The organism is Streptomyces sp. SM18 (genome assembly GCF_002910775.2).
GTDB lineage: Bacteria > Actinomycetota > Actinomycetes > Streptomycetales > Streptomycetaceae > Streptomyces > Streptomyces halstedii.
The window spans coordinates 5,382,378-5,408,415 of sequence record NZ_CP029342.1 but is presented as its reverse complement, the minus strand read 5'-3'; the positions used below and the strand labels follow the sequence as shown (position 1 = coordinate 5,408,415).

The following is a 26,038-nucleotide window of genomic DNA, read 5'->3' as shown; positions in this document are numbered from 1 at the left end:
CTCACGAACCCTGCGGCTGGCGGGCGGCTCCGGTCGACAGGCGGGGCCCTGTCGGCAGGAACGTGGACCAGGCGGCCGGGACGGGGGCGGGGTCCACGTCCTTGTAGCCGAGCCGGTTCTGGGCCTGCTGGGCCTCCTGCTGCCGCTGCTCCTTCTCCTTCTTCGACTCGCCGATGCCGGAGTCGTCCCGCACGCTGTCGCCGTTGGACTGCATGGCGTACCGCAGGCCGGTGTCGGTCACCAGGAACAGCGGGCCGGAGTCGGCGCTGGAGCCCTTGAACTGCCGGAAGAGCTGGCCGGATCCGGGGGTCACGTAGGCGCTGCTGGAGCCGGTGGGGAGCGGGGCGGGGAAGCCCGTGCCGACCCAGGTGCTGAGGGTGGTGGCGCCGTCCTTGGAGGCCACGTCCCGCAGGACGTTGCACACGGTGTTGCGGCTCCCCTTGGCCGTGCTCGCGGTGTTGACGGGCGTCGGCTCGCTCGTGGGCCAGCGCAGGTCCTGCCCGAACGCCTCGCCCGGCTCGAAGGCGCCGGCGCTGACGGGCTTCTCCCTGCCGTCCTGGCCGAGGTCGACCAACGCCCGGCTGCTGAGCAGGAGTTTGGCGACGAAGTCCGAGACCGGGGCGACCCTGCCCTCCAGGACCACGTACTGCTGGGTCCTGGTGCCGGAGGTGGCCGCGAGGACCATGCCCACCTTGTTGGCGTCGGACTGGAGCTTGCCGGGGACGCCCGCGTCGGCTCCGGGGGTGCCGTCGATGACCGGGAAGGTGATCGGGTCGCCGGGGTGCAGCGTGCCGAGCCAGGCGGCGGACACCCGCTGGGGCACCCGGTTCTCGCCGACCAGTGTGCGCAGCAGCAGCTCGTCCTTGGCCACCTCGTACGCCGTGCCGGTGGCGTCCACGATGTAGCGGGTGCGGTCCGGGCCGGGCCCCTCGACGTACATCAGCTCACCGCCGCCGAGCCGGCCGGCGCCCTCGGTCTTCTTCTGCTCGCGCTCCGCGAAGACGAAGGCCGCCTTCTGGATGGCCCTGCCGCCCTCGCCGGGCCGCTCGCAGACCGCCCAGCGCTTCGGGGCGCCGGCGTCGGAGGCGTCGGGCAGCCGGTCGGGGGCGTACGGGATGCCGAGGGTGGCGCCGTGCGGGATCGTGCCGTCGTCGAGGACCGACTCGTCGACCTTGATGACCGTGCCCTTGTCCGGTGCGAGCAGGAGCTTGGCGCTGGACATGTTCAGTACCGGGTGGAGCTGGGTCTTGCCGTCGGTCTTCAGCACCACGTACCGGGTGGTGGACTTGCCGGCGATGATGACGTTCTCGTACGGGGTGTCCCAGTTCTGGGGGGCCACGGGCTTGAACATGCCCCAGGCGCCGAACACCGCGAGGACGACCGCGCCGACGATCACTCCGGGCACCACCGCGCGCAGGGGACGCGGCGCGCCCTCCTCCGAACCGGACGGGTGGGGCTGCAGGAACTGTGCGATCAACCTCCGCTTCGCGAAGGTGTAGGCGTTGAGTTCGTCCCGCCGTGATGCCATGTGCGCGCTGCCCCTTCTCCCCGATGGGCGACCAGGTTCCCACACCCCCTGGCCGGCGGTTGCCGTCGACCGGCGCCCCTACTATGCCTGTTGGGGCCTGGCTCCTCCCGCTCAGGTAGGGTGATCGCCCGGTCAACACCCGTGAAAAAACGGTGAATACGGACACGAGGGGGCAACGCGGCGATGGGTGCAGCGACGCGGGAGCGCACGAGGCGGTCGACCCGTCGGACGCCCGGCTCTTCCCGACGGCAACGCAGCAACGAGCCGGCCGCCGCACCGCCCGTCCCGGCGGTGGGCGCCCCTCCCGCGACGACGCTGCGCCCGGTCTCCCGGACCGGCCGTGCCGGGCCCGCGCTGCGGCAGCTGGTACTCGTCGAGGCGGCCCTCGCGGTCGTCGTGGTGGGCCTCGCGCTCGGCGGTCCGTGGCTGGTGCCCGCCGCGGTGATCGCCTGTCTGCTGGTCCTCCTCGCCGTGGTGCGCCGCAGGGGCCAGGCCGTGCCGGACTGGCTGTCGACGGCGCTGTCCCTGCGCCACCGACGACGGACCACCTCCGCCTCCCCCGTGGACACCGAGCCGCAGCTCGCGCCGGTGGCGGAGAGCGTGCCCGGGTTCGGTCCGTACATCTACGTGGACCGGGACCGCCGCACGGTGGGCATGCTCGGCGACGGCACGTTCCTGACCGCCGTCGTACGGGTCGAGGCGAGCGGCGAGTCGCTCCGCCGGGCCCTGGGCGCGCGGGCGCTTCCGCTGTCCCTCCTGGGCGACGCCCTCACGGTGGACGACATCGTGCTGGAGTCCGCGCAGCTCGTGCAGCAGGTACGGGCGGCTCCGGCGCCGCATCTGCCGCAGCAGTCGGTGGCCCGGCTCTCCTACGCCCCTCTCCAGGAGCGGACCGGCGCCCCCGCGCTGCGGATGACCTGGGTGGCGGTGAAGCTGGACCCCCAGTTGTGCCCCGAGGCGGTCGAGGCGCGCGGCGGCGGCATGGGCGGCGCCCAGCGCTGTCTGGTGCGGGTCGCGGACCATGTGGCGAGCAGGATCTCCGGTGCCGGTTTCCGGGCCGTGGTGCTGGACCAGGAGGAGCTGAACTCCGCGGTGGCGACGTCCGCGTGTGCCAACCCGATGCTGTCGGCCCGCGCCGGGCGTCCGGACGCCGCCCCGCAGCGGCGCACCGCGGAGACGACCCGGGTGTGGCGGTGCGACGACCGCTGGCACACCACCTACGCGGTGGACCGCTGGCCGGAACTGGGCCGGGGCGCGACCCCGCTCCCCCGGCTGGTCTCCCTCCTGACCTCCGTCCCCGCGTACGCGACGACGGTCAGCCTGACCGTGCGCCGGGGCCTGCGCCAGGGAGACGTGTCGGTCAGCGGCCATGTACGGGTCACCGGTGGCACCGACACCGAACTGGTCGGAGTACGAAGGACGTTGGAGCAGGCCGCACGGCACGCCAAGGTCGGACTGGCGCGGCTGGACCGCGAACAGGTCCCCGGTGTGCTGGCGACGCTCCCGCTGGGAGGCGCGCGGTGACGAGGCTGAGCGGGCTGCGACGGGGACTGCTCGGGCCCCGTCACGCGGGGCACACCCTGGCGGCGGACCATCTGGGCGCGCTGTCCCTGCCGGTCGGGGACGACGGCGTGATCATCGGCGACGACGCCGAGGGGCGGCCGCAGATGATCGGTTTCCACCGCCCGGTACCGTACGACGTCCTGTTGATCGGCGGGCTGTGGACCGCGCAGGTGCTGGCGCTGCGCGCGGCCGGTACGGGGGCCCGGGTGGCGGTCGAGACGGGCCGCGTCCAGGCCTGGACCACCCTGGCGCAGGCCGCCGGCGCCGGTCTGGAGTGCGTCTCCCTGCACGACGTGGGCCGGGTTCCGCCCACGGGGGCGACGGTGGGCAGCCCGGTGGTGGTGGTGCGCGACTGCGGGATGCGCCCGCCCCGCGGCCGGGTGGTCTCCTCTCCGTGGCAGTCGGTGCTGACGCTGCTGCCGTATCTGAGCCCGGTGGCACCCCGGTTGCTGCGGGCCTCGACGCTCGTGGGGATCCAGCGGGTGTCGCCCGCCGAGGCGGAGCAGATCGGCACGATCCTGGGGCTCGCGCGCGCCGAGAGCGAGGCGCTGCCCACCCTGGCGGACGGTGTCACGCTCTGGGTGGCGGGCGGCGAGCGCCACTGGGTGATGACCAGCGCGACGGACGTCGAGACGGGCCTGCTGGGCACCGCCCGCAGAATGGACTGAAACTGTCCCGTTTCCGCCCCGGGACCGCGACGGTTCAGGATCATGGCGGGGAACGACACCGTGCGAAGGAAGGACGTCCCCATGGGCACCCAGCAGGAGAAGGACGAGCTCTACGCTCTCGACATCTCGGGCGTGGAGTGGTTGAGCGCTCCCGGTACCGAGGACGCCGAGGAGCGGGTCGAGATCGCGCATCTTCCGGGAGGCGCGGTGGCCATGCGCTCCTCGCTGGATCCGGAGACGGTGCTGCGGTACACGGAGGCCGAGTGGCGCGCCTTCGTCCTGGGCGCGCGGGACGGTGAGTTCGACCTCACCTGAGTCAACGGCTGGTGAGGGGGCGGCCGTCCGGCGGTCTCCCCCTCCCCGCCTTCCGGCTCCCCGCCTTCCGGCCGCGTCCGGACGGCCCCGTGCCGAGCGCGCCCCCGCGCGCCCGCGCTTCCCGCCGTACGCGCTCCGGTTTCCCTCGTACGTGCGTCCAGTTCGCCTCGTACGTGCTCCGGTTCCCGCCGCGTGTGCCCCGGTTTCCGCCGTACGCCCTTCAGTTGAGGACGCCGCGTGACCTGCCGGAGGGTCCTCCCCCGCGGTACGCCCTGACGTAGTGCGCCCGATGGCGATTAGGGTGGACCGGAACGCGGCAGAGAACCTGCGGACGGGCACTGCGCGTCGCAGGGGGAGAGCCGGGCGAATCGGACAACGGGAACGGTCGCCCCTACCCATCACGGCACAAGGGTGCTCGACCACACCAGGAGGCAACAGTGAACGGCGATCGGGACGAGATCCACGGGGGATGGAACACGCCCGTCGACGAGTCGTCCGACGCGGAACCCGTCGAGGTGACGGGTGAGTTCACCATCGACTACACCCCGCCCGCCTGGTACACGCAGAACGCGTCGGGGGAGGCGTCGGGCGGTGCCGGAGCGCATCTCGCCCCGCCTCCACCGCCGCAGGGCGCGCCCCTGTCCGTGCCCGGCCTTCCGGCCGGGGGCGGCTTCCCGCCCGCCTGGTCGCCGTCGGCCGCCCCGGAAGCGGAGCAGGCAGCGGTGCCGGAGCCCGGCTCGTCCGAGCCCGCGCCGTCCGCCTCGTCCCCCGCGCCCGGACCGGTGGCCCCGGCCGTGCCCGGCGCGGACGGCCCGGACGGCCCGGACGGTCCGGACCGCGCGGACGGCACCCGGGCGGACCGTCAGGAAGAGGCGTCGGCCGGACAGGGCCAGGCCGGCCCGTTCGGTGGCGGCGATGTGGAGAGCGGCGCGACGATGCGGTTCTCACCGGCCGCCCTGAAGCGGGAGATCGAGGAGCGCGAGGCGGCCCGTACCGATCCGGCCGGCCCTGCGGGTCCCGCGGGCGACGGAGCGACGGATGCCCCGGAGGGCGGCGCGGCCCACGCCGACGCCACGGCCGCCGGTACGGACCGGGCGGACGGCGCGCCGGGCGAGGACGCCCCGGCAGCCACGGACGCCCCGGATGCGGCGCCCGCTCCGGGCGCGCGGGACGACGAGGACGAGACGGCGCACGACGCCGACGCCTCCTCCACGGACGAGACGCGTTCCGGCGCCCCGCGGGCAGCCGACGACGCGGAGACCGACGCGGGCCGGACCGGCGCCCCGTCGGACCCGGCGGTCGAGCCGGTGTCCCCGGGTGCGCCCGCCGCGGACGCCCCGTCCACGGCCGCCTCCCCCGCGACCGGCACCCCGCCGCCCGACGCCCCGGCCCCCTGGTCGGTCGCACCCCCCGCGCAGGGCGCCCTCCCGCCGCTGCCGCCCGACTTCCAGCCCGCCGCGCCGCAGCCCGGCGCCCCGCAGCCGGCCGCGCAGTGGCCCGCGCCGGTGGCACCGCAGGCGCCCGCGCTCCCGCCCGCCTCGGACGCGTCCGGCGGATACGGCTTCCCGCAGCCCCCGGTTGCCGGCCCCGTGCCCCCGGCACCGGTCGCGCCGAACACCCCTGCCCCGCAGGCCGGTTACGGCTTCCCGCAGCAGTATCCACCACAGCAGGGCGCTCCCCAGCTGCCGCAGGCCGCCCCCGACCGGCCTCAGGACGGCTACGGCTTCCCGCCTCAGGCCCCGCAGAGTCCCTACAACCCGCAGAACCCCGCGTACCCGCAGCACCCGGCGGGTCCGCAGAACCCCCAGGCCGCCCTGCCGGCCCAGGCCGCCCCGCCGCCGCACCTGCCGGCCCAGAGCGCCCCGCTGCCCCCGCAGGTCCCCCAGCAGGGGCAGGCCGGCGCGCCCCACCCGCCCGCTCAGGCGCCGGGGCAGCCGGACGCCTACCGGCCTCAGCAGCCCGCGCCGCAGGCCCCGCCGGTCGATCCCCGTACCGGGGCCGCCTGGCCCACCCCGGTGACGCACGACCAGCGCGAGCGCTCGGTTCCCGGTGCCCCGCTCGGGTACACGGCCGCCGTCGAGCTGTCGTCGGACCGTCTGGTGCGGGGCAAGCAGAAGGCGAAGAGCAGCCGCAACCCCTCCGCGTCCCGCTTCAAGCTGGGCGGCAAGAAGGAGGAGCAGGAGCGGCTGCGCAAGCTGGAGCTGATCCGCACCCCGGTGCTCTCCTGCTACCGGATCGCGGTCATCAGCCTCAAGGGCGGTGTCGGCAAGACGACCACCACGACGGCCCTCGGTTCGACCCTGGCCACCGAGCGGCAGGACAAGATCCTCGCGATCGACGCCAACCCGGACGCCGGCACGCTCGGCCGCCGGGTGCGCCGGGAGACCGGGGCGACCATCCGGGACCTGGTCCAGGCGATCCCGTACCTCCAGTCGTACATGGACATCCGCCGCTTCACCTCGCAGGCGCCCTCCGGTCTGGAGATCATCGCCAACGACGTGGACCCGGCCGTCTCCACGACGTTCAACGACGAGGACTACCGCCGGGCGATCGACGTCCTCGGCAAGCAGTACCCGATCATCCTCACCGACTCGGGCACCGGTCTCCTCTACAGCGCGATGCGCGGGGTGCTCGACCTCGCCGACCAGCTCATCATCATCTCGACGCCGTCCGTCGACGGTGCCTCCAGCGCGTCCACCACCCTGGACTGGCTCTCGGCGCACGGGTACGCGGAGCTGGTGCGGCGCTCCCTCACGGTGATCTCCGGGGTCCGCGAGACCGGAAAGATGATCAAGGTCGAGGACATCGTGCGGCACTTCGAGACCCGCTGCCGGGGTGTGGTCGTGGTGCCGTTCGACGAGCACCTGGCGGCCGGGGCCGAGGTCGATCTCGACATGATGCGGCCCAAGACCCGCGAGGCGTACTTCAACCTCTCCGCGCTCGTCGCCGAGGACTTCCAGCGCGCCCAGCAGGAACAGGGCCTGTGGACGTCGGACGGCAGCAGCCCGCCGCCGCAGTTCGCCCCGCCGATGCCGGGCGGCGCGCAGGCGCCCGGCCAGCAGGCACCCGGTCACCAGACGCCCGGTCGGCAGCCGTACGCCCCGCAGCAGCCGGGACAGCGGCCCGGCCCTCCGCAGCCGTACCCGGCCCAGCCCTACCCCGGCCAGCAGCAGCCCTACCCCCCGTCGCCGTACGGGGGTCAGCAGCCGCCGCAGGCCTATCCCCCGTACGGCGGGCCCGGGGCGCAGCACAACGGCTGGCAGCAGGCGCCGCCTCCCCCGCCGCAGCCGGGCGCGCACCCGGCGTACCCCGGTCAGGAACAGCAGCCCGGTCAGGCACCCCACCCCGGCGGCCAGGTGTCCCAGCCGGGTCAGCCACCCCGGTCCGGCCAGACGGAACCGCACGGTCCCGTGCCGCCGGCCGACTGGCGGCAGTACCCGCCGCAGCCGCCGTCGGCGCCTGGCCAGTAAGGCATTAGAGGTCTGAACCAATGAGGGCCCGCATCGTCCCCACGATGCGGGCCCTCGCCGTATTCCCGCAGCCCACACGCGGTTTGATCGACCGTTGACGCAGCCCGACCCCGCTGATAAACCTTCGCTTCACCAGCTGGCGAACCAGAGATCTGCCCGCCTTCACCGTGCGAGTCATGACGCGAGGTCCACGTCCTATGGTCACAAGCTTCCCCGCGCGCTCCGCCCGCCCACGCGGCCGCCTGCGCCTCCTGCTCGCCTCCGGCGCCGCCGCGCTGGCCCTGGCCGCCGGATCCGTCGTCCCCGGGAACCCGGTCGGCGACACCGCCCAGGAGGCCCACGCCGCCGGTACCTCGACGCTCACCGTCGCGGTCGCCCAGAGCGTCGACTCGCTGAGCCCCTTCCTCGCTCAGCGACTGCTCTCCACGAGCATCTCCCGGCTGATGTACGACTTCCTGACCAACTACGACCCCAAGGACAACCACACGGTCCCCGGGCTCGCCACCGCGTGGGAGCCGTCGCCGGACAAGCTGACCTGGACGTACACCATCCGGTCGGACTCGACGTGGTCGGACGGAGAGCGGGCGACCGCCGAGGACGCGGCGTGGACCCTCAACACGATGATGACGGACGAGGGCGCCGCCACCTCCAACGGCAGCTTCGTCGGCAACTTCGAGAAGGTCACCGCACCGAGCCCGGACAAGCTGGTCATCCAGCTGAAGCAGCCTCAGGCCACGATGACGGCGCTGGACGTGCCGATCGTGCCCAAGCACGTCTGGGAGAAGGTCTCCGACTTCTCCACGTTCAACAACGACACCCGGTTCCCGATCGTGGGGAACGGGCCGTTCGTCCTGACGGACTACAAGGTCGACAGCTATGTGAAGCTGAAGGCCAACAAGGACTTCTGGCGCGGGGCGCCCAAGTTCGACGAGCTGGTCTTCCGCTACTACAAGGACCAGGACGCCGCCGTCGCCGCGCTCCGCAAGGGCGAGGTCTCCTTCGTCGCGGGCAGCCCGAGCCTGACCCCGGCCCAGGCCGCCTCGTTGCGCAGCGCCGACAACATCAAGGTGAACGACGCCCCCGGCCGGCGCTTCTACGCGCTGGCCGTCAACCCGGGCGCGCGTACCAAGGACGGCAAGAAGTTCGGTGACGGGCACCCGGCGCTGAGGGACCAGAAGGTCCGTCAGGCGCTGTTCATGGCGGTCGACCGGAGCGCCGTGGTCGACAAGGTCTTCCAGGGCCACGCCGTGGAGGGCGAGGGCTACATCCCGCCCCGCTTCGACTCGTACTTCTGGAAGCCGTCCGACGGGCAGAAGCTCGCCTACGACCCGGCGAAGGCCGGTGCCCTGCTGGACGAGGCCGGGTACAAGAAGAACGGCGCGGGCAAGCGGACCGGCAAGGACGGCAAGCCGCTCGACTTCCGCATCCTGTGCCACGCCACCGACCCCAACGACAAGGCGGTCGGCAAGTACCTCCAGGAGTGGTGGGGCGACCTGGGCATCGGCCTGAAGGTGGACTGCCGGGACAACGTCTCCGACCCCTGGTACGCCGGTGAGTACGACCTCGCCTTCGACGGCTGGTCCGTCAACCCGGACCCCGACTTCGTGATGTCGATCCACACCTGCGCCGCGCTCCCGGCGAAGGCGAAGGAGACGGCGGCCACCGACAACTTCATCTGCGACAAGCCGTACGACGAGCTGTACGCGAAGCAGCTCGCGGAATACGACCCCGCCAAACGGGCTGTCCTGGTCAAGCGGATGGAGTCACGGCTGTACGACCTGGGGTACATGAACGTCATGGCGTACCCGAATGCCGTCGAGGCCTACCGCACCGACCAGATCGCGTCCCTGACGACGATGCCCTCCGACGCGGGCAACATCTACGGCCAGGACGGCTACTGGAGCTGGTGGTCCGCGACCCCCGCCGCCGGTGCGTCGGGCGGCTCGTCCGGCGGCGGCTCGACCGGGGTCCTGATCGGTGTCGGGGTCGCCGTAGTCGTCCTCGCCGGTGGCGGGCTGCTGTTCGCCATGCGTCGCCGTTCCACCGCGGAAGACCGTGAATAGTCCATGAGCTCTGAAAGCACTCCCGCGCTCGCGCCGGGCGGGGCGGGCGCGGACGCCGCGCGGGCCGACGGTACGGCTCCGGTCGTGCCGCCGGCCCGCGGCCCGCGCGCCCGCGGCACGACCGCGTACCTCCGCTACGCGGCGGGCAAGCTGGCCGGCGCCGCCGTCTCGCTGTTCGCCGTGCTCGTCACCAGCTTCTTCCTCTTCCGGCTGATCCCCGGCGACCCGGTCAAGCAGATGACCGGCGGCCGCCAGGTGTCGTCCGAGCAGATCGCCGCGATGCGCCGCGAATTCGGCCTGGACCTGCCGCTCTGGCAGCAGTTCACCGAGTACTGCGGCAAGGCCCTGACCGGGGACTTCGGTACGTCGTACCAGTTCCACGCCCCCGTCGTGGACAAGATCGCCGAGGCGCTGCCGGCCACGCTGCTGCTCACCGGTACCGCCTTCGTGATCTACACGGTGATCGGTGTCTGGCTCGGCTCCAGATCCGCCTGGAAGCACGGTTCCGCCGGTGACCGCTTCCACACGGCCTTCGCCCTGACGCTGTACTCGGTGCCGTCGTTCTGGCTCGGTCTGCTCCTGATCATCACCCTGTCGGTGGGCATCGGGCCGGTTCCCGGGCTCTTCCCGACCGGCGGCATGGAGTCGGGCCCCGGCAGCGGCCTCGACCACGTCCTCGACGTGGCCCACCACCTGGTCCTCCCGGTGATCACGCTCGTCGCCGTCGAGTACGCCCGGACCCTGCTGGTGATGCGTTCCTCGCTGCTGGACGAGATGGGCGGCGACTACCTCACGACGGCACGGGCGAAGGGGCTGCGCGACGACCACGTACGCCGCCGCCACGCCGTCCCGAACGCGATGCTGCCCACCGTCACCCTGCTCTTCGTGAACCTCGGCAACACGGTGGCGGGCGCCATCCTGGTGGAGACGGTGTTCTCCTGGCCGGGACTCGGCGGCCTCTTCTACCAGGCGCTGAGCGTGCCCGACCTGCCGCTCGTGCAGGCACTGTTCTTCGTCTTCGCCGCAGCGGTGATCCTGATGAACACGCTCGCCGATGTGATCTATCCGCTCCTCGATCCCCGGGTGGGCCGATGACGACCACGACCGACGCGGTACCGGCCCCCGGAGCGGGCGGTCACGCCCGCGCCCGGCGGCGCCAGGCCGTCGCCCGCTTCTGGCTCCAGTACCGAGGACACCGGGCCGGGCTCGCCGGACTCGCCGTCCTCACGCTGATCGCCGTCACCGCGCTGGCCGCGCCCTGGCTGGTGGGCGCGGATTCGCAGAGTGTCACCGCCGCGCCCGGACGCGCGCTGGAGGCACCGAGCGCCGCCTTCCCGCTGGGCACGGACCAGTTCGGCCGCAGTCTGCTGGCCCTGCTGGTGTGGGGCACGCGGGTCTCGCTGACCGTCGGCCTGCTGGCCGCGTTCCTCTCCGTGGCCATCGGCACCCTGGTCGGCGTCACCGCCGGCCACTTCAAGGGCTGGTACGGCAACGTCGTCATGCGGATCACCGACTGGTTCCTGGTGATGCCGACGCTGGTGCTGGCCATCGCGCTCGCCACCGTGCTGTCCCGGTCGGTCTGGACGACGATCCTGGCGATCGGGGTGACGACCTGGCCGACCACCGCCCGGCTGGTGCGGGCGCAGACCCTCTCCGTGGAGGCCCGTCCCTACATCGAGCGGTCCCGGGCGCTCGGCGGCGGACACCGTCACATCATGTCCCGCCACGTCCTGCCCAACGTGATGCCTCTGGTGCTCGCCCAGACGACACTGGTGATCTCCACCGCCATCCTCACCGAGGCGACGCTCGCCTTCCTCGGGCTCGGCGATCCCACGATCGTCTCCTGGGGCGGGCTGCTCCAGGACGCCCGTGAGGCCGGGGCCGTCAGCTCCGGCAACTGGTGGTACCTCGCTCCGCCCGGACTCGCCATCGCCGTCGTCGCCCTCGCGTTCACGCTGTGCGGCCGCACCGTCGAGTCCGTGCTCAACCCCAAGCTGGGGGTGTCCCGTTGACCGCTGTGAAGCAGGAGAGCGCGCCGAGCCCGAAGGCCCCGCCGCCGTTGCTCGACGTGAGGGACCTACGGGTCACCTACGGTTCGGGGCCCTCGGCCGTGCCCGCCGTGCGCGGGGTCGATCTGCGGGTCGAGGCGGGCCGCAAGCTGGGGGTCGCCGGGGAGTCCGGCTGCGGCAAGTCGACGCTGGCCCTCGCGCTGCTGCGGCTGCTGCCCCCGTCCGCGACCCTGAGCGGGGAGATCCTGCTGGACGGCGAGGACGTCCTCACCATGAAGTGGGGGCGGCTGCGGGCCGTGCGCTGGGCGGGGGCGTCGATCGTCTTCCAGGGCGCGATGCACTCGCTGAACGCGGTGCACCGGATCGGGGACCAGATCGCGGAACCGATTCTGCTGCACAGCCGGACCGCCCCGGCCGCCGCCCGCCGGCGCGCCGGCGAACTGCTGGAGCAGGTGGGCCTGCCCGCCGCCCGCGCCGACGCCTACCCGCACGAGCTGTCCGGCGGCCAGCGCCAGCGCGTGATGATCGCCATGGCGCTGGCCTGCGACCCCCGGCTGATCGTCGCCGACGAGCCGACGACCGCCCTGGACGTGATGATCCAGGCGCAGATCCTCCGGCTGATCGAGCAGCTCGTGGCCGACCAGGACCTCGGCCTGATCATGATCAGCCACGACCTGGCGGTGCTCTCCGACACCTGCGACCGGCTGGCGGTGATGTACGCGGGCCGGGTCGTCGAGGAGGGCCCCGCCAAGCAGGTCTACGAGCACGCCCGCCACCCGTACGGCCACGCCCTGTCGGCCGCGTTCCCCCGGATCGGCGACCTCTCCTCCCGGCACGCCCCGCGCGGTCTGCCGGGCGACCCGCCGGACCCGGCGGCGCTGCCGTCCGGCTGTACCTTCCATCCGCGCTGCCCGGTGGCGCTGAAGAGCTGTGCCACCGAGGACCAGGAGCTGCGGGACGCCGGGCGGGACCGCCGGGCGGCCTGCGCGCTGGTGGAGCCCGGCGCCCTCGGCACACCGGGGCCGCACGGCGGCGGCGAGAGCACGAGGAGCACCCCATGACCACCGTTCCCCCCGCCCCGCTGCTCAGCGCCGAGGCACTGGAGGTCACCTTCCCCGGACGCCGAGGGGCGGCGACGGCACGCGCCGTCGACGGGGTGGACCTGGACATCCGGCCGGGCGAGATCGTGGCCCTGGTCGGTGAGTCGGGCTGCGGCAAGACGACGCTGGCCCGTTCCCTGCTGGGCCTGGTACCGCCCACCTCCGGCCGGGTCACCTTCGGCGGCGCACCGCTGGACTACTCGGGCCGGGCGCTGAAGGCGTACCGCAAACGGGTGCAGCTGGTGCTCCAGGACCCCAGCGGCTCGCTGAACCCGCGCCACACGGTGTACGACGCGGTGGCCGAGGGGCTGCGCATCCACGGATACGCGGGCGACGAGCACACGGCCGTCTCGGGTGCCCTGGCACGGGCGGGGCTGCGTCCGCCGGAACGGTTCCTCCTGCGGTATCCGCACGAGCTGTCCGGCGGGCAGCGCCAGCGGGTGGTGATCGCGGGGGCGCTGGTCCTGGAGCCCGAACTGATCGTCGCGGACGAGCCGGTGGCCTCGCTGGACGCGTCCGTACGCGGCGAGATCCTGGCCCTGCTGCTGAAGCTCCGCGAGGAACTGGGGCTGTCGGCCCTGGTGGTCACCCATGACCTGGGGCTGGCCTGGAACATCGCGGACCGGGTGGCGGTGATGTATCTCGGCCGGATCGTCGAGACGGGCGCGGTGGAGCAGATCCTGACGGCGCCCCGGCATCCGTACACCCAGGCGTTGCTGTCGGTGCTGCCGGAGGCGGAGGGGGAGCCGGTGATCCTGACCGGTGAGCCGCCGGATCCGTCGAAGATCCCGTCCGGCTGCCGCTTCCACGCGCGCTGCCACGTCCTGGCCTCCGGGGAGGCGGAGCGGGCCGGTGTCGCGGACGCCTGCCGTACCCGGGACCTGCCGGTCCTGGGAGGCGGCGACCGGACACAGGTGGCGTGCCACTGGGCGGCGGCCCCGGTCGCGCCGGCGCCGTAGGCCCCCCGTCCTAGGGCAGCGGGCGGACGGTGAGGATCTGCTCGGCGCGGCCCACCGGCCCGTCGGCGTCGTGCAGGACGGTGCTGGTGAGACCGTGGCCGGCCGGCCCGAAGCTGACGGTGGTGTCCAGACCGGTCCAGCGGCCCTCGGGCCGGCGGTGGAGATGGACGGTCAGGTCCATGTTGGGGTACATCCACTCCGTGGGCGGCTGCCGGACCGTGATGCCGTTGGCGGTGTCCACGAGGGCCATGAAGGACGCCAGCGAGCTGCTCGGCTCGCCCGCGACCAGGTCGAGGGGACTGGTGATCCAGGCGGTGGCGCGGCCGGCCGGGGGTGAGGCCTGGCGCCGGATGTCGATCGAGGCGATGAAGCCCCCGTCCCACACCTCGGTCATCGGCCACCGGGGGAAGGTCTCCGGCGGGGCGAGCCGTTCGTCGGGGGTGCCCGCGACCTCCGTCGTGTCGAGCGAGGCGAGCAGCCAGGCACGGGCCCGGACCACCGGGCGGTCCCCGATGACGACGACGGCTTCGAGGAGTTCGACGGTGCGGCCGGGCCGGACGGTCTCCACCGTGATCTCGCACTCGTCGAGGGCGATACGGCCGAGTATGTCGAAACTGATCCGGGCCACCGCGAGGTCCTGGTCGGCACCCGCCGCGAGGTGGCGGTCGATCGCGTGGACGATCAGTCCGGCCAGGGGGCTGAAGTGCTGCTCGCCGACGTTCCAGGCGCCCCCCGCGTGCGCCGTCGGTTTGTACCGGCGCTCGCCTGTGCGCTGGTAGTAGCTGTCGGGCGAAGCGGTGGGGGCGGTCACGGATTCCCTCTCCTCGTGCGGAACACCGGTGTGGCGGTACGGAACGGCGTCGGCGGCCGGGCTGCCTCAGGCGCCCTCGTACGCCGCGATCAGCTCGGAGCACCGCTTCACATCGGCGGCCATCGCCACGAGCAGGTCGTCGACCGAGTCGAACTTGAGCATGCCGCGCACATAGGCGAGGAAGTCCACCGCCACGTGCAGCCCGTACAGGTCGAGCCCGACGCGGTCGATCGCGTAGGCCTCCACGGTCCGCTCGGTGGCGTCGAACTGCGGGTTGGTGCCGACGGAGATCGCGGCGGGCATGGCCTCGCCCTCGACCGTGAGCCAGCCCGCGTAGACGCCGTCGGCGGGGATCGCGGTGTGCGGGAGGGTCTCCACGTTCGCCGTGGGGAAGCCGAGCGCGCGGCCGCGCTGGGCCCCGCGCACCACGATGCCCTCGACCCGGTGCGGGCGGCCGAGGATCTCGGCGGCCCCCCCGACGTCGCCGGCGGCGATCAGCCGGCGGGTCAGCGTGGAGGAGAACGGCTCGCCGCCGCCCGCCTCGCCGCTCACGAAGAGGTCGATGACCTCGACGCGGTAGTCGTACGTGGCGCCCAGCTCGGCGAGCAGCGTGACGTCGCCCGCCGCGCGGTGGCCGAAGCGGAAGTTCGGGCCCTCGATGACCAGCTGGGCGTGCAGCTGGTCGACGAGCACCTTGGCGATGAAGTCGGCGGGCGCCAGCTTCGAGAACTCCGTGGTGAAGGGCAGGATCAGCACCGCGTCCACACCCAGCGCCGCCATCAGCTCCGCGCGCCGCTGGTGCGGGGCGAGCAGGGGCGGGTGGGTGCCGGGGCGTACGACCTCGCTGGGGTGCGGGTCGAAGGTGACGACGACGGCCGGGACGCCGAGCTCGCGGGCGCGCTCCACCGCGCGGCCGATGATCAGCTGATGACCGCGGTGGACCCCGTCGTAGGAGCCGATGGTGACGACGCTGCGTCCCCAGTCATCGGGGATGTCCTCCAAGCCGCGCCAGCACTGCACTGTGACCGCTCCTCGCCCGAACCCGTGTACGTGTGTATGACCGTTACGCAGGTCTAAGACTGCCATGCTCACGTCCCGCGGCCCGCATCGGCACCGTCATCACGGGAGCCGGTCCGCACAGTGCCTCCATGGTCCGCCGGGCTCCGGGGCCCACCACGGCCGCCCATTCCTGGGGGGCGTCGGCGAGCCACCCGGTGACGAGCGCGGCGAATCCGGGCACCTCCCGGGCGAGTTCGACGAGGACGCGGTCGAAGCGGGCCGCGCCCTCGGTCGTGCGGACCAGGAGCATCCCGGTGCGGTGGGCCAGGGCGCGGGTACGGGCCTCGGGGCGCCGGTCACAGCCCGCGGCCGTGGCCCGGAGCAGCGCTTCGAGTACCTCCTGGTCCCCGCCGGTGTCCTGCTCGAAGTCCAGCAGCACCTCCAGCAGCTCGGCCCGCAGCGCCCGCGAGGCGTCGCTCGCGGGGGCGGCCAGCACCCGGGCGAGCGCGGCACGCGCCGGGGGCGGGACCGGACGGTCCCGCAGCAGCCCGGTCACCAGCGGCAGCAGCAGCGCGCGGGCGGCGGGGCTGTGCTCCATCCGCAGCTCGGCGTAGGCGGCGACCCCGGCGCCGTCCGCGGGATGGCTGTCGAGGTACCGGCGTACGAGAGCGGGGGCGTGCAGGGCCAGGGCGGGGGTGTCCAGGAGGGCCAGCTCCCGCAGGACGTCGGCGGCGGCCTCCCCGGGCAGCGACAGGCGCGCGCCGAGGGCGGCGAGCACCGGTCCGGGGTACTCGGGGAAGACCTCGGCCAGCAGGTCGACCGGCGGCCCCGGGTCCCCGGCGGCGAACATCCTCAGGGCCTGCGGCAGATACCGGCTCCGGGTGCGCGGATCCCGTACGAGCACGGTGAGGGCGGCGGCGTGCGGCGCGGGGTCGCCGGGGCGGGCCAGCAGGGTGAGGGCGGCCTCGCGCAGCAGGGCGCGGTCCTCGGCGGTGAGCGGGAGGCGCGCCAGGAGCGTGGCGTGGGCGGCGGCCGCGGCCCGCCGCTCGGGCCGTCTCCCGTCGCGCGCCCACCGCTCGACGGCCCGGCACAGCACGGCCGGTTCGTCCTCCGCGAGGGCGGTCAGCAGTTCGGCGGCGCGCGGATGGCCGGCGTCCACGAGCGCCTCGGTCAGGTCGTCGGCGCCCAGGTCGCGCCGGGCGTACAGAAGGGCCTGCGCGGCGGCGGCCACGGTGAGCCGTATCGGCACGCCCTCCTCGGCGTGCAGCGGGGTCTCGTCGGTGAACCAGCGGCAGAGCAGGATCTGCACGGTCCGGGGGTGGGCGGCCAGGCGGCGGTCCACGGCGTCCAGATAGCGTTCTCCCCCGTCGCCGCGCGGGGCCCGTCCACCGCACGGCGACGGCGCCCCGTCCGGACGGCCGCACGGGGCGCCGTCGGCGGGCACCAGCCGGCGCAGGAGGTCGATCCGGGTGCTCTCCGGCAGGGCCAGCCGGCGCCAGAACCACGGTTCGAAGGCGGCATAGGGCCCGGCGCCGTCGCCGCTGCGCGACCACCGGGTGATCCGCCCGGCGAGCACCCGCAGCACGCCGGTGTACGGCCGCGCGTCGGCCACCCGCAGCAGGCTCTCGCGGAGCAGCCGGGCGGCCCACCACACGGCGTCGGCCCGGCGGTCCGGGTCGCGGCCGTCGTCCCCGGCACCGGCCGCGAGGCGGTCGGTGGCCTCGATGAGGTCGGCCATCCGGTGGGCCAGCGCCGCGCTCCCCCGTCGGCGTTCCAGCAGGAGCATCGCCTCGATCACCGGACCGATGCGATGGCGGGGCACAGGCAGGCTGCGGGGTTCCGCGTCCCCGGGCGGCTCCTTCGTGCCCGCGGTGGTCGCGGGAGCGGGCGGGCCGTCCGCCGGGTCCCCGTCCGCGTGCCGGCGGTGGACCAGGGCGTACAGGGCGGCGTCCAGGTCCAGGTGGGCGCCCTGCACCCGGTCGCCCAGCTCCTCGTGGGCGAAGCGGTAGCCCGCGCCCGCCGGGGCCAGCAGCCCCTCGGTGAGCACGGCCGAGGCCCATCCCGTACGCCAGGGGAAGAGCTCCTCGAACGCCGCGCGGTCCAGCTCGCCCTGCCCGGGCCCCAGGCAGCGCCGGGCCGCCTCGTGGACCTGGCCCGCCACCTTCGCCGCGAGCCGCCGTACGGCCGCGCCCCGGAGCCGGGGTTCGGCCTCCGCCCCGATCCGGACGGCGATCCGGAGGCAGGTGAGGTCGAGGTGGGCCGCGAAGACCTCCTCGGTGGTGGGCCGGCCCGGCACGTCGGGCGGCAGCGCCTCCCGTACCTCGGCGAGCAGCCGCAGGGTGAGCGGGTGCCGGTCGTGGCCTGGGGCGATCGCGTCCGGCGGGATGCCGTACCGCTCCATGGCGCACCGGGCCTGCTCCGGGGTCAGGCCGCCCAGCGGGACGGCGGGCGGCAGTCCCCGGGCGGGCCGCTCCGGCCGGTGCAGGGCGTCCCGGGGGTAGAGCGCCCCGGCCCTCTCCCAGTGCTCCGGACGGCAGGCGACGGCCATCCGCGCCCCGTGCTCACGCAGCCAGCCCGCGGTCCCCTCGGTCCACTCGGCGAGCCGGTGGGCGAGCGGGGGCGGCATCTCCCCGGGGCCGTCCAGGACGACCAGCAGGGCCACACCGGACGCGGCGGCGAGGCGGGCGACCCGCTCGGGGGTGGCCGCCGCCATGTCCCCGCGGGCCCCGGCGGCGGTCACGATCCGCCCCGAGCGGGCGAGCGCCCGGGTCAGCGCGTCGGCGACCGAGGTGTCCTCGGCCAGCAGGTCGGCGCCGCGCAGCCACAGGGTGAGCGCGGGCACGGCGCCGCCGGCCCGCCGGGCGGCCAGCGCGGCCAGCTCGGTGGTGCGGCCCGTCCCGGGGGCGCCGACCAGGCCCAGCACGAGCCCCGTGCCCCCCTCGAAGGCGGTGAACTCCGCCGCGGTGTCCGGGCGTTCGACCGCCTCGGGCCCGTCGGGCCGGCCGGGGTGACCGAGGGTGGTCGCGGTGAGCTGCAACGCTCCCGCGAGGTTGAGGTCGCGGCCGTACCCCGGGACGGCTACCGCGTTGCGCCGCAGCAGCGCGCCCAGCGGCCCTTCGGCGCCCCGTCCGTGGGAGCCGAGCGGTACGGCGAGCCCGGCCGCCTCGTGACCGGCCCGCAGCGCCGTGGAGAGCACCCCGAGCACGGCCCCGGTACCCGGATCGGTGACCGGGCCCCCGACCGCCGCCCCGCCCGACCGCAGCGCGTCCCGCCCGTCGGTGCCGAGCGCGAGTTCCAGGGCGGCGTCCAGCCGGTGGTCCCGTCCGCCCTCGGTGTAGGTCGCGGGAGTCGTCCCCAGGACCCGGGCCTCCCGCCAGCCGTGGGCGGCGATACGGACGTAGGTGCCGGTCTCGATCCGGTCGCGTACGGCGACGGGCAGGGGCTCCACGCCCAGGGCGCCCGGTCCGCCGGTGCGGAGCAGGGCGAGGCCCTGGGCGGGCAGCTCGGTGATGTCGTCCGGGTCCAGGGCGCGCGTCCGCCCGTCCGGGGCGTGCAGGACGAGCGGTACGGCCGAGGCCACGGCCTGATGGCCGGTGACGACCGTGCCGCGGTCGTCCGCGACGAACCCGGTCCCTCGCGGCCGGCCGGCCTCGTCGCAGATTCTCACCAGTGTCGACCGGTCCCCGCTGCCCATGGTCCGACGGTAGGTCTCGGGTGGGCGACGCGAGGAGCGCGGTGTGCAACGCGCCCCCCGCACCCCCCTCAGTCACTCCGAGCGCCCGTCCATTGGGGTGAGGGGCGGGGTCTTCCTGGACAGGGATGGGCGCGGGAGGGGAAGCGTGGGGCGGGCACCGGGGGGACTGCCCGCCCCACGGCGGATCCCGCCGTGCGGGAGCGGCCTCCGGACGCCGGGTGCCCGGGTCCACGTGCCGCCCCCGCGGGGCCGGTGCTCAGGCGAAGACCGCGAGGCTCCTGGCCTTGCCCTTCTGCTCCTCGACGAGCACCAGGAACGCCCCGTCCGGCCCGAAGACCCCCACCGGCCCCGGCGGGTAGGACGGCATGTCCAGCCGTACGCCGTTGAGCAGGAGCCTGGCCCGCTTCTCGTCCACGTCCCAGCGGGGGAACGCGGCCGCGGCGGCCTCGGCCACGGGCATCACGGTCAGCTCTTCCTGGTGCTGGTCGAGCGTCCGGGCCGCGTCCAGTCCGTACGGACCCACCCGGGTGCGCCGCAGCGCGGTCAGATGGCCTCCGACACCGAGCCCGGCGCCGAGGTCGCGGGCGAGCGCCCGGATGTAGGTGCCCGAGGAGCAGACCACCGAGACGACCAGGTCCAGGACGGGGGTGCCGTCCTCGGCGACCGCCTCGCGGACGTCGTAGACGCGGAAGGAGGAGACGGTCACCGGGCGGGCCGGGATCTCGAACTCCTCGCCGCCGCGGACCCGGGCGTACGACCGCTTGCCGTCGATCTTGATCGCGCTGACCTTGGACGGCACCTGCATGATCGGGCCGGTCAGTGCGGCGACCCCGGCGTCGACGGCCTCGCGCGTCACCCCCGAGGCGTCGGTGGAGGAGATGATCTCGCCCTCCGCGTCGTCGGTGACGGTGTCCTGCCCGAGCCGGATCGTCCCGAGGTACTCCTTCTCGGTCAGGGCGAGGTGGCCGAGCAGCTTGGTCGCCCGCTCGACACCGAGCACGAGGACTCCGGTCGCCATGGGGTCCAGCGTGCCCGCGTGGCCGACCCGTCGGGTGCGGGCGATGCCGCGCATCTTGGCCACCACGTCGTGCGAGGTGAAACCGGCGGGCTTGTCGACGACGACGAGCCCGTCCGGCGTCCTGTCGTTCTGCTGCGTCATGCGGAAGGTGAGCCCTCGTCGTTCTCGTCGGACTCGTCCTCCGGCTTGCGGTACGGGTCGGCGTCACCGGCGTACGTGGCGCCGGAGGAGGCCTCGCGGACCTTGGCGTCGGAGGCACGCGCCCGGTCGAGCAGGTCCTCGATCGCGCGCGCGTTGTCCGGCAGGGCGTCCGCCACGAAGGCCAGGGTCGGGGTGAACTTCGTCCCCGCCGCGGCGCCGACCGCAGACCGCAGGATGCCCTTGGCACTCTCCAGCCCGGCGGCCGCGCTGGCCCGCTCCTCGTCGTCCCCGTAGACCGTGTAGAAGACCGTGGCCTCCCGCAGGTCGCCGGTGACCCGGGTGTCCGTGATGGTCACATGCGTGCCCAGACGCGGGTCCTTGATACCGCGCTGCAGTTTCTCGGCGACCACCACCTGGATGAGGTCCGCCAGCTTTTTTGCCCGCGCGTTGTCGGCCACTGGTCCTTCTCCTATCTGAACGTGCTCAATCGTCTTCGTCGCTGTGCAGCCGCCGCCGTACGGACAGCAGCTCCACTTCCGGCCGGCCCGCGATCATGCGCTCGCACCGGTCGAGTACGTCTGTGAGGTGTTCCGTGTCCCCGGAGACCACGGCAAGCCCGATCTCGGCCCTGCGGTAGAGGTCCTGGTTGCCCGTCTCCGCGACGCTCACCGCGTACGCGCGACGGATCTCGGCCACGATCGGACGGACGACGGAACGCTTCTCCTTCAGCGACCGTACGTCGCCGAGCAGGAGGTCGAAGGACAGTGTCCCCACGTACATGTGTGTCCGGATGTCCCGCCGGTTCGGGTTCGAGGGCCCGGGGGCGACCCCCGGGCCGGCACAGCCGTGTCCCGCCACCCTCGTGGCGGGGACACCCCGAACCGTACACGGAACGGCCGGGGCCGATCGACGGAAATACGACCCGTCGACCGGCCCCGACCGCGGAGGAGAGCCCGGGGGTCTCCCCCCGGGATTCCCCGTGGATCAGCCTCGCGGCTTCTCGCGCATCTCGTACGTCGCGATGACGTCGTCGATCTTGATGTCGTTGAAGTTCCCGAGGTTGATACCGCCCTCGAAGCCTTCGCGGATCTCGGTGACGTCGTCCTTGAAGCGGCGCAGACCGGAGATGTTGAGGTTCTCCGCGATGACCTTGCCATCGCGCAGCAGGCGCGCCTTGGTGTTGCGCTTGACCTCGCCGGACCGGACCAGCACACCGGCGATGTTGCCCAGCTTGGACGAGCGGAAGATCTCGCGGATCTCCGCCGTACCGAGCTCGACCTCTTCGTACTCCGGCTTGAGCATGCCCTTGAGGGCCGCCTCGATCTCCTCGATCGCCTGGTAGATGACCGAGTAGTACCGGACGTCCACGCCCTCGCGCTCGGCCATCTGCTGTGCGCGCCCGGCGGCCCGCACGTTGAAGCCGATCACGATGGCGTCGGAGCCGGTCGCCAGGTCGATGTCCGACTCGGTGACCGCACCCACACCGCGGTGCAGGACCCGGATGTCCACCTCTTCGCCGACGTCGAGCTGGAGCAGCGAGGACTCGAGAGCCTCCACCGAACCGGACGCGTCGCCCTTGATGATGAGGTTGAGTTCCTGGACCAGACCGGCCTTGAGCGCCTCGTCCAGGTTCTCCAGGGAGAACCGGACACCCTTGCGGGCGAAGTTGGCGTTGCGCTCGCGGGCGGCACGCTTCTCGGCGATCTGACGGGCCGTACGGTCCTCGTCGACGACCAGGAAGTTGTCGCCGGCACCCGGGACGTTGGTGAGACCCAGGACCAGGACGGGGGTCGACGGACCCGCTTCCTCGACGTTGTTGCCGTTGTCGTCGAGCATCGCGCGGACACGTCCGTACGCGTCGCCGACGACCATCGTGTCACCGATGCGCAGCGTGCCTCGCTGGACCAGGACGGTCGAGACCGCACCGCGGCCGCGGTCGAGGTGGGACTCGATCGCGATGCCCTGCGCGTCCTGCTCCGGGTTGGCCCGCAGGTCGAGCGAGGCGTCGGCGGTGAGGACGACGGCCTCCAGCAGCGCCTCGATGTTGAGGCCCTGCTTGGCGGAGATGTCGACGAACATCGTGTCGCCGCCGTACTCCTCGGCCACCAGACCGAACTCGGTGAGCTGACCGCGCACCTTGGTCGGGTCGGCACCCTCGACGTCGATCTTGTTGACCGCGACCACGATCGGCACCTCGGCCGCCTTGGCGTGGTTCAGCGCCTCGATCGTCTGGGGCATCACACCGTCGTTCGCCGCCACCACGAGGATCGCGATGTCGGTGGACTTCGCACCACGGGCACGCATGGCGGTGAACGCCTCGTGACCCGGGGTGTCGATGAAGGTGATCTTCCGGTCCTCGCCGTTGACCTCGGAGGAGACCTGGTAGGCACCGATGTGCTGGGTGATGCCACCGGCCTCGCCGGAGGCCACGTTCGTCTTCCGGATCGCGTCCAGCAGGCGCGTCTTACCGTGGTCGACGTGACCCATGACGGTCACGACCGGCGGACGCGGGATGAGGGCCTCTTCGCCGCCCTCGTCCTCACCGAACTCGATGTCGAAGGACTCCAGCAGCTCGCGGTCCTCCTCCTCGGGGCTGACGATCTCCAGGACGTAGTTCATCTCGTCCGCGAGGAGGCGCAGCGTGTCGTCGGAGACGGACTGCGTCGCCGTGACCATCTCGCCGAGGTTCATCATCACGGCGACGAGCGACGCCGGGTTGGCGTTGATCTTCTCCGCGAAGTCGGTCAGCGAGGCACCGCGCGAGAGCCTGACGGCCTGCCCGTTGCCACGGGGCAGCATGACGCCGCCCACCGACGGGGCCTGCATGGCCTCGTACTCCTGGCGCCTCTGCCGCTTCGACTTGCGGCCACGACGCGCGGGACCGCCGGGACGGCCGAACGCACCCTGTGTGCCACCACGGGCACCCGGGCCGCCGGGACGTCCACCGAAGCCGGGACGACCGCCGAAGCCGCCGCCGCCACCGGGACGGCCCGCGCCGCCACCGCCACCGGGACCACCGGGACGGCCGGCGAAGCCGCCGCCGCCACCGCCGCCCGGACGGCCGGCGAAGCCGCCGCCACCGGGACGACCGCCACCGGCACCGCCGGGACGACCGCCGGCACCGGGACCACGGCCACCGCCGGGGCCACCACCGGGACGCGGACCCGCGGCGGGACGCTGCGGCATCATGCCCGGGTTCGGGCGGTTACCGGCCGGGCCCGCGCCCGGACGGGGAGCCTGCGGACGGGGCATGCCGCCCGGGGACGGACGTGCGCCACCCTGGCCCTGCGGGCGCGGGGCGCCGCCGGGACCACCCTGCGGACGCGGGGCGCCGGGGCGCTCCTGACCGCCGCCGGGGCGCGGGGCACCGCCGGGACGGGGCGCCTGGGGGCGCGCCATGCCGGTGGAACCGCCGGAGGTGAAGGGGTTGTTGCCCGGGCGGGGACCCGCCGGACGTGCGCCGGGACGGGGTGCGCCCTGACCCGAGGGACGGGCCGGACGGTCACCGCCGCGCTCGCCGCCGCGGCCGCCGTCACGCTGGCCGCCGTCACGCTGACCGCCGGCCGGAGCCGGGCGGGCGGGACGGGGGCCGGGGGTGGCGCCGGTGGGACGCGGGGCCTGCTGCGGTGCGGCGGGCCGCTCCTGGGCCGGAGCCGGGGCCGAGAACTCGGCGGCCGGCACCGGGGTGACCGGGGCCGGCTTGGGCGCGGGCTTCGGGCCCGGACGGGGACCCGCGGACGGTGCCGCGGGGGTGCTGCTCGCCTGGGCCGGCTTGGGAGCCGGGGCACCGGGCTTGGGGGCAGCGGGACGTGCCGCCGCGGCCGGTGAGGGCGCGGCGGGCTTCGCGGGGGCGGCCTTACGAGGCGCGCCAGGCTTCGCCGCGGACTTCCCGGCGTTGCCACCGGGGCCCTGCAGCGCGTCGGTCAACTTGCGTACAACCGGCGCCTCGATCGTCGAGGACGCCGAACGGACGAATTCACCGAGTTCTTGGAGCTTGGCCATGACGACCTTGCTCTCCACGCCGAACTCCTTGGCGAGTTCGTATACCCGGACCTTAGCCACTTCGCTCCTTTTAGGTCCGGGTTACCGCCGGACCGTCGCTACTTCATGGACGTACTCATCGCGTACTCATCGAGTGCTCATCGCAATCTCGACCTACTTCCAACTCGCGAGGTACCTGACCGCACGGGGACCCGCCGTTCACTTTCTTTCTTACGGTGTCACCCGCTCCACGAACCGCCGCAGTGCCGCGGTGTCGAACGGCCCCTTGGCCTTGAAGGCCCGGGGGAACGCCCGGCGGCGGACCGCCAGGTCGAGACAGACAGGGGCGGGGTGCACATACGCACCCCGGCCGGGCAGCGTACCGCGTGGATCAGGGACGACGTCTCCCTCGTCCACCACGGTGCGCAGCAGCTCGCTCTTGGCCGCCCGCTCCCGGCATCCCACACAGGTGCGCTCAGGGCAAGCGCGGGCATGCGTCCGGCCAGACACGTTTAAGTCTACCTCCCCGCACCGACCTCACCCCTTTGGGGCAAGAATCGAACGGATGTTGTCGTGATCTCAGCGACGGATCGCCTTGATCTATTCCGTCACACCGGCCGGGGGCCGGTTCCGTGAGGCGGCGGAACCCGTGCGGCGCACGGCCCCGGGGCCGTGCGCCGCGTCGGTCAGGACCGTTCCCGGGCGCGCTCGGCGCGCTCGCGGTCGGCGGTCTCCCGCTCCTCGTCCGTCTCGGTGTCCGGACGGATGTCGATGCGCCAGCCGGTGAGCCGCGCGGCGAGCCGGGCGTTCTGCCCCTCCTTGCCGATCGCCAGCGACAGCTGGTAGTCGGGCACGGTGACCCGGGCGGAGCGGGCGCCGAGGTCCACGACCTCGACCTCACTCACCCGTGCGGGTGACAGCGCGTTGGCGACCATCTCGGCCGGGTCGTCCGACCAGTCCACGATGTCGATCTTCTCGCCGTGCAGTTCCGCCATCACGTTGCGCACCCGGCTGCCCATGGGGCCGATGCAGGCGCCCTTCGGGTTGAGCCCGGCACGGGTGGAGCGGACGGCGATCTTGGTGCGGTGGCCGGCCTCGCGGGCGATGGCCTCGATGACGACCGAGCCGTCCGCGATCTCCGGAACCTCCAGCGCGAAGAGCTTCTTCACGAGGTTCGGGTGGGTGCGCGACAGGGTCACGGACGGCCCGCGCACCCCCTTGGCCACCCGGACGACGTAGGTCCGCAGGCGCAGGCCGTGGGTGTACTCCTCGCCCGGCACCTGCTCCTGGACGGGCAGGATCGCCTCCAGCTTGCCGATGTCCACCAGGACGTTCTTCGGGTCCTTGCCCTGCTGGACGAGGCCGGTGACGACATCGCCCTCGTGGCCGGCGTACTCGCCGAACGTCCGGTCGTCCTCGGCGTCGCGCAGCCGCTGCAGGATGACCTGCTTGGCGGTGGTCGCGGCGATGCGCCCGAAGCCGGACGGGGTGTCGTCGAACTCCTTGGCCTCCTGGCCCTCCTCCAGGTCGGCCGGGTCCTCCTTGGCCCACACCGTGACGTGGCCGTTGGCGTCCAGCTCGACGCGCGCCCGGCGGTGGCTGCCCTCGGTGCGGTGGTACGCGATGAGGAGGGCCGACTCGATCGCCCCGACGAGCACGTCGAAGGGGATCTCCTTGTCCTGCGCCAAGCCCTTCAGAAGCTTCACATCGATGTCCACG

General features: G+C 73.6%; 19 protein-coding genes. 9 read left to right on the top strand and 10 right to left on the bottom strand.

Going from position 1 to position 26,038, the window contains the following annotated elements:
* Position 1: 1 nt before the first annotated feature.
* Positions 2-1,528: a type VII secretion protein EccB gene (gene eccB, locus B9S64_RS24520; RefSeq protein ID WP_103491284.1), complete on the bottom strand. Its 1,527-nt coding sequence runs from the start codon at positions 1,526-1,528 to the stop codon at positions 2-4.
* Between the two features lie 183 nt (positions 1,529-1,711).
* Here eccB and eccE point away from each other — a divergent pair, with 183 nt between their 5' ends.
* The 9 genes from eccE (at position 1,712) to B9S64_RS24475 (ending at position 13,675) form a co-directional block, all read left to right on the top strand.
* The gene (gene eccE / locus B9S64_RS24515; RefSeq protein ID WP_103491285.1) at positions 1,712-3,052 is read left to right on the top strand and encodes a type VII secretion protein EccE; all 1,341 of its coding nucleotides are present in this window, start codon (positions 1,712-1,714) and stop codon (positions 3,050-3,052) included.
* Positions 3,049-3,759, top strand: a complete 711-nt coding sequence (locus B9S64_RS24510; protein WP_103491286.1) for a hypothetical protein — start codon at positions 3,049-3,051, stop codon at positions 3,757-3,759. The genes eccE and B9S64_RS24510 overlap by 4 nt, the downstream gene beginning before the upstream one ends.
* Before the next feature lie 81 nt (positions 3,760-3,840).
* Entirely contained in the window at positions 3,841-4,074 is a 234-nt protein-coding gene (locus B9S64_RS24505) for a DUF397 domain-containing protein (protein WP_103491287.1), read from the top strand.
* Positions 4,075-4,511: 437 nt separating this feature from the next.
* Positions 4,512-7,544 (top strand): SCO5717 family growth-regulating ATPase, encoded by a 3,033-nt coding sequence (locus B9S64_RS24500; protein WP_109492118.1) that lies wholly within the window; start codon positions 4,512-4,514, stop codon positions 7,542-7,544.
* Between the two features lie 197 nt (positions 7,545-7,741).
* Positions 7,742-9,607 (top strand): ABC transporter substrate-binding protein, encoded by a 1,866-nt coding sequence (locus B9S64_RS24495; RefSeq protein ID WP_103489821.1) that lies wholly within the window; start codon positions 7,742-7,744, stop codon positions 9,605-9,607.
* 3 nt (positions 9,608-9,610) lie between these two features.
* A complete protein-coding gene (locus tag B9S64_RS24490) occupies positions 9,611-10,702 on the top strand; it encodes an ABC transporter permease (RefSeq protein ID WP_109492117.1) in 1,092 nt (363 codons plus the stop codon).
* Positions 10,699-11,619 carry an ABC transporter permease gene (locus B9S64_RS24485; protein ID WP_103493127.1) on the top strand — a complete coding sequence of 307 codons (921 nt, stop codon included), beginning with the start codon at positions 10,699-10,701 and terminating at the stop codon, positions 11,617-11,619. The genes B9S64_RS24490 and B9S64_RS24485 overlap by 4 nt, the downstream gene beginning before the upstream one ends.
* Positions 11,616-12,677 carry an ABC transporter ATP-binding protein gene (locus B9S64_RS24480; protein ID WP_103493126.1) on the top strand — a complete coding sequence of 354 codons (1,062 nt, stop codon included), beginning with the start codon at positions 11,616-11,618 and terminating at the stop codon, positions 12,675-12,677. The genes B9S64_RS24485 and B9S64_RS24480 overlap by 4 nt, the downstream gene beginning before the upstream one ends.
* Positions 12,674-13,675 carry an ABC transporter ATP-binding protein gene (locus B9S64_RS24475; protein ID WP_103493125.1) on the top strand — a complete coding sequence of 334 codons (1,002 nt, stop codon included), beginning with the start codon at positions 12,674-12,676 and terminating at the stop codon, positions 13,673-13,675. The genes B9S64_RS24480 and B9S64_RS24475 overlap by 4 nt, the downstream gene beginning before the upstream one ends.
* Before the next feature lie 10 nt (positions 13,676-13,685).
* Here the strand turns inward: B9S64_RS24475 and B9S64_RS24470 are convergent, their stop codons facing one another.
* The 9 genes from B9S64_RS24470 to nusA form a co-directional block, all read right to left on the bottom strand.
* Positions 13,686-14,486, bottom strand: coding sequence for a thioesterase family protein (locus B9S64_RS24470; protein ID WP_103493124.1), 801 nt, complete (start codon positions 14,484-14,486; stop codon positions 13,686-13,688).
* A gap of 66 nt (positions 14,487-14,552) precedes the next feature.
* A complete protein-coding gene (locus tag B9S64_RS24465; RefSeq protein WP_103493123.1) occupies positions 14,553-15,506 on the bottom strand; it encodes a bifunctional riboflavin kinase/FAD synthetase in 954 nt (317 codons plus the stop codon).
* 43 nt (positions 15,507-15,549) lie between these two features.
* Positions 15,550-19,179 carry a serine protease gene (locus B9S64_RS24460; protein WP_109492116.1) on the bottom strand — a complete coding sequence of 1,210 codons (3,630 nt, stop codon included), beginning with the start codon at positions 19,177-19,179 and terminating at the stop codon, positions 15,550-15,552.
* 256 nt (positions 19,180-19,435) lie between these two features.
* Positions 19,436-20,338: a tRNA pseudouridine(55) synthase TruB gene (gene truB / locus B9S64_RS24455; protein WP_103488886.1), complete on the bottom strand. Its 903-nt coding sequence runs from the start codon at positions 20,336-20,338 to the stop codon at positions 19,436-19,438.
* A complete protein-coding gene (gene rbfA, locus B9S64_RS24450; RefSeq protein WP_103488887.1) occupies positions 20,335-20,796 on the bottom strand; it encodes a 30S ribosome-binding factor RbfA in 462 nt (153 codons plus the stop codon). Before rbfA ends, truB begins: the two co-directional genes overlap by 4 nt.
* 25 nt (positions 20,797-20,821) lie before the next feature.
* Positions 20,822-21,118, bottom strand: coding sequence for a DUF503 domain-containing protein (locus B9S64_RS24445; RefSeq protein ID WP_028443562.1), 297 nt, complete (start codon positions 21,116-21,118; stop codon positions 20,822-20,824).
* A gap of 204 nt (positions 21,119-21,322) precedes the next feature.
* The gene (gene infB, locus B9S64_RS24440) at positions 21,323-24,400 is read right to left on the bottom strand and encodes a translation initiation factor IF-2 (protein WP_109492115.1); all 3,078 of its coding nucleotides are present in this window, start codon (positions 24,398-24,400) and stop codon (positions 21,323-21,325) included.
* 150 nt (positions 24,401-24,550) lie between these two features.
* Positions 24,551-24,829 carry a YlxR family protein gene (locus B9S64_RS24435; RefSeq protein WP_103488380.1) on the bottom strand — a complete coding sequence of 93 codons (279 nt, stop codon included), beginning with the start codon at positions 24,827-24,829 and terminating at the stop codon, positions 24,551-24,553.
* A 176-nt stretch (positions 24,830-25,005) separates the two neighbouring features.
* Positions 25,006-26,037 (bottom strand): transcription termination factor NusA, encoded by a 1,032-nt coding sequence (gene nusA / locus B9S64_RS24430; RefSeq protein WP_103488379.1) that lies wholly within the window; start codon positions 26,035-26,037, stop codon positions 25,006-25,008.
* Between the last annotated feature and the right edge of the window lies 1 nt (position 26,038).

Bases quoted from the DNA above. Each gene is read 5' to 3' on its own strand.
- eccB (WP_103491284.1), bottom strand. From the start codon at position 1,528: ATGGCATCACGGCGGGACGAACTCAACGCCTACACCTTCGCGAAGCGG.
- eccE (WP_103491285.1), top strand. From the start codon at position 1,712: ATGGGTGCAGCGACGCGGGAGCGCACGAGGCGGTCGACCCGTCGGACG.
- B9S64_RS24505 (WP_103491287.1), top strand. From the start codon at position 3,841: ATGGGCACCCAGCAGGAGAAGGACGAGCTCTACGCTCTCGACATCTCG.
- B9S64_RS24495 (WP_103489821.1), top strand. From the start codon at position 7,742: ATGGTCACAAGCTTCCCCGCGCGCTCCGCCCGCCCACGCGGCCGCCTG.
- B9S64_RS24490 (WP_109492117.1), top strand. From the start codon at position 9,611: ATGAGCTCTGAAAGCACTCCCGCGCTCGCGCCGGGCGGGGCGGGCGCG.
- B9S64_RS24485 (WP_103493127.1), top strand. From the start codon at position 10,699: ATGACGACCACGACCGACGCGGTACCGGCCCCCGGAGCGGGCGGTCAC.
- B9S64_RS24475 (WP_103493125.1), top strand. From the start codon at position 12,674: ATGACCACCGTTCCCCCCGCCCCGCTGCTCAGCGCCGAGGCACTGGAG.
- B9S64_RS24460 (WP_109492116.1), bottom strand. From the start codon at position 19,179: ATGGGCAGCGGGGACCGGTCGACACTGGTGAGAATCTGCGACGAGGCC.
- truB (WP_103488886.1), bottom strand. From the start codon at position 20,338: ATGACGCAGCAGAACGACAGGACGCCGGACGGGCTCGTCGTCGTCGAC.
- B9S64_RS24445 (WP_028443562.1), bottom strand. From the start codon at position 21,118: ATGTACGTGGGGACACTGTCCTTCGACCTCCTGCTCGGCGACGTACGG.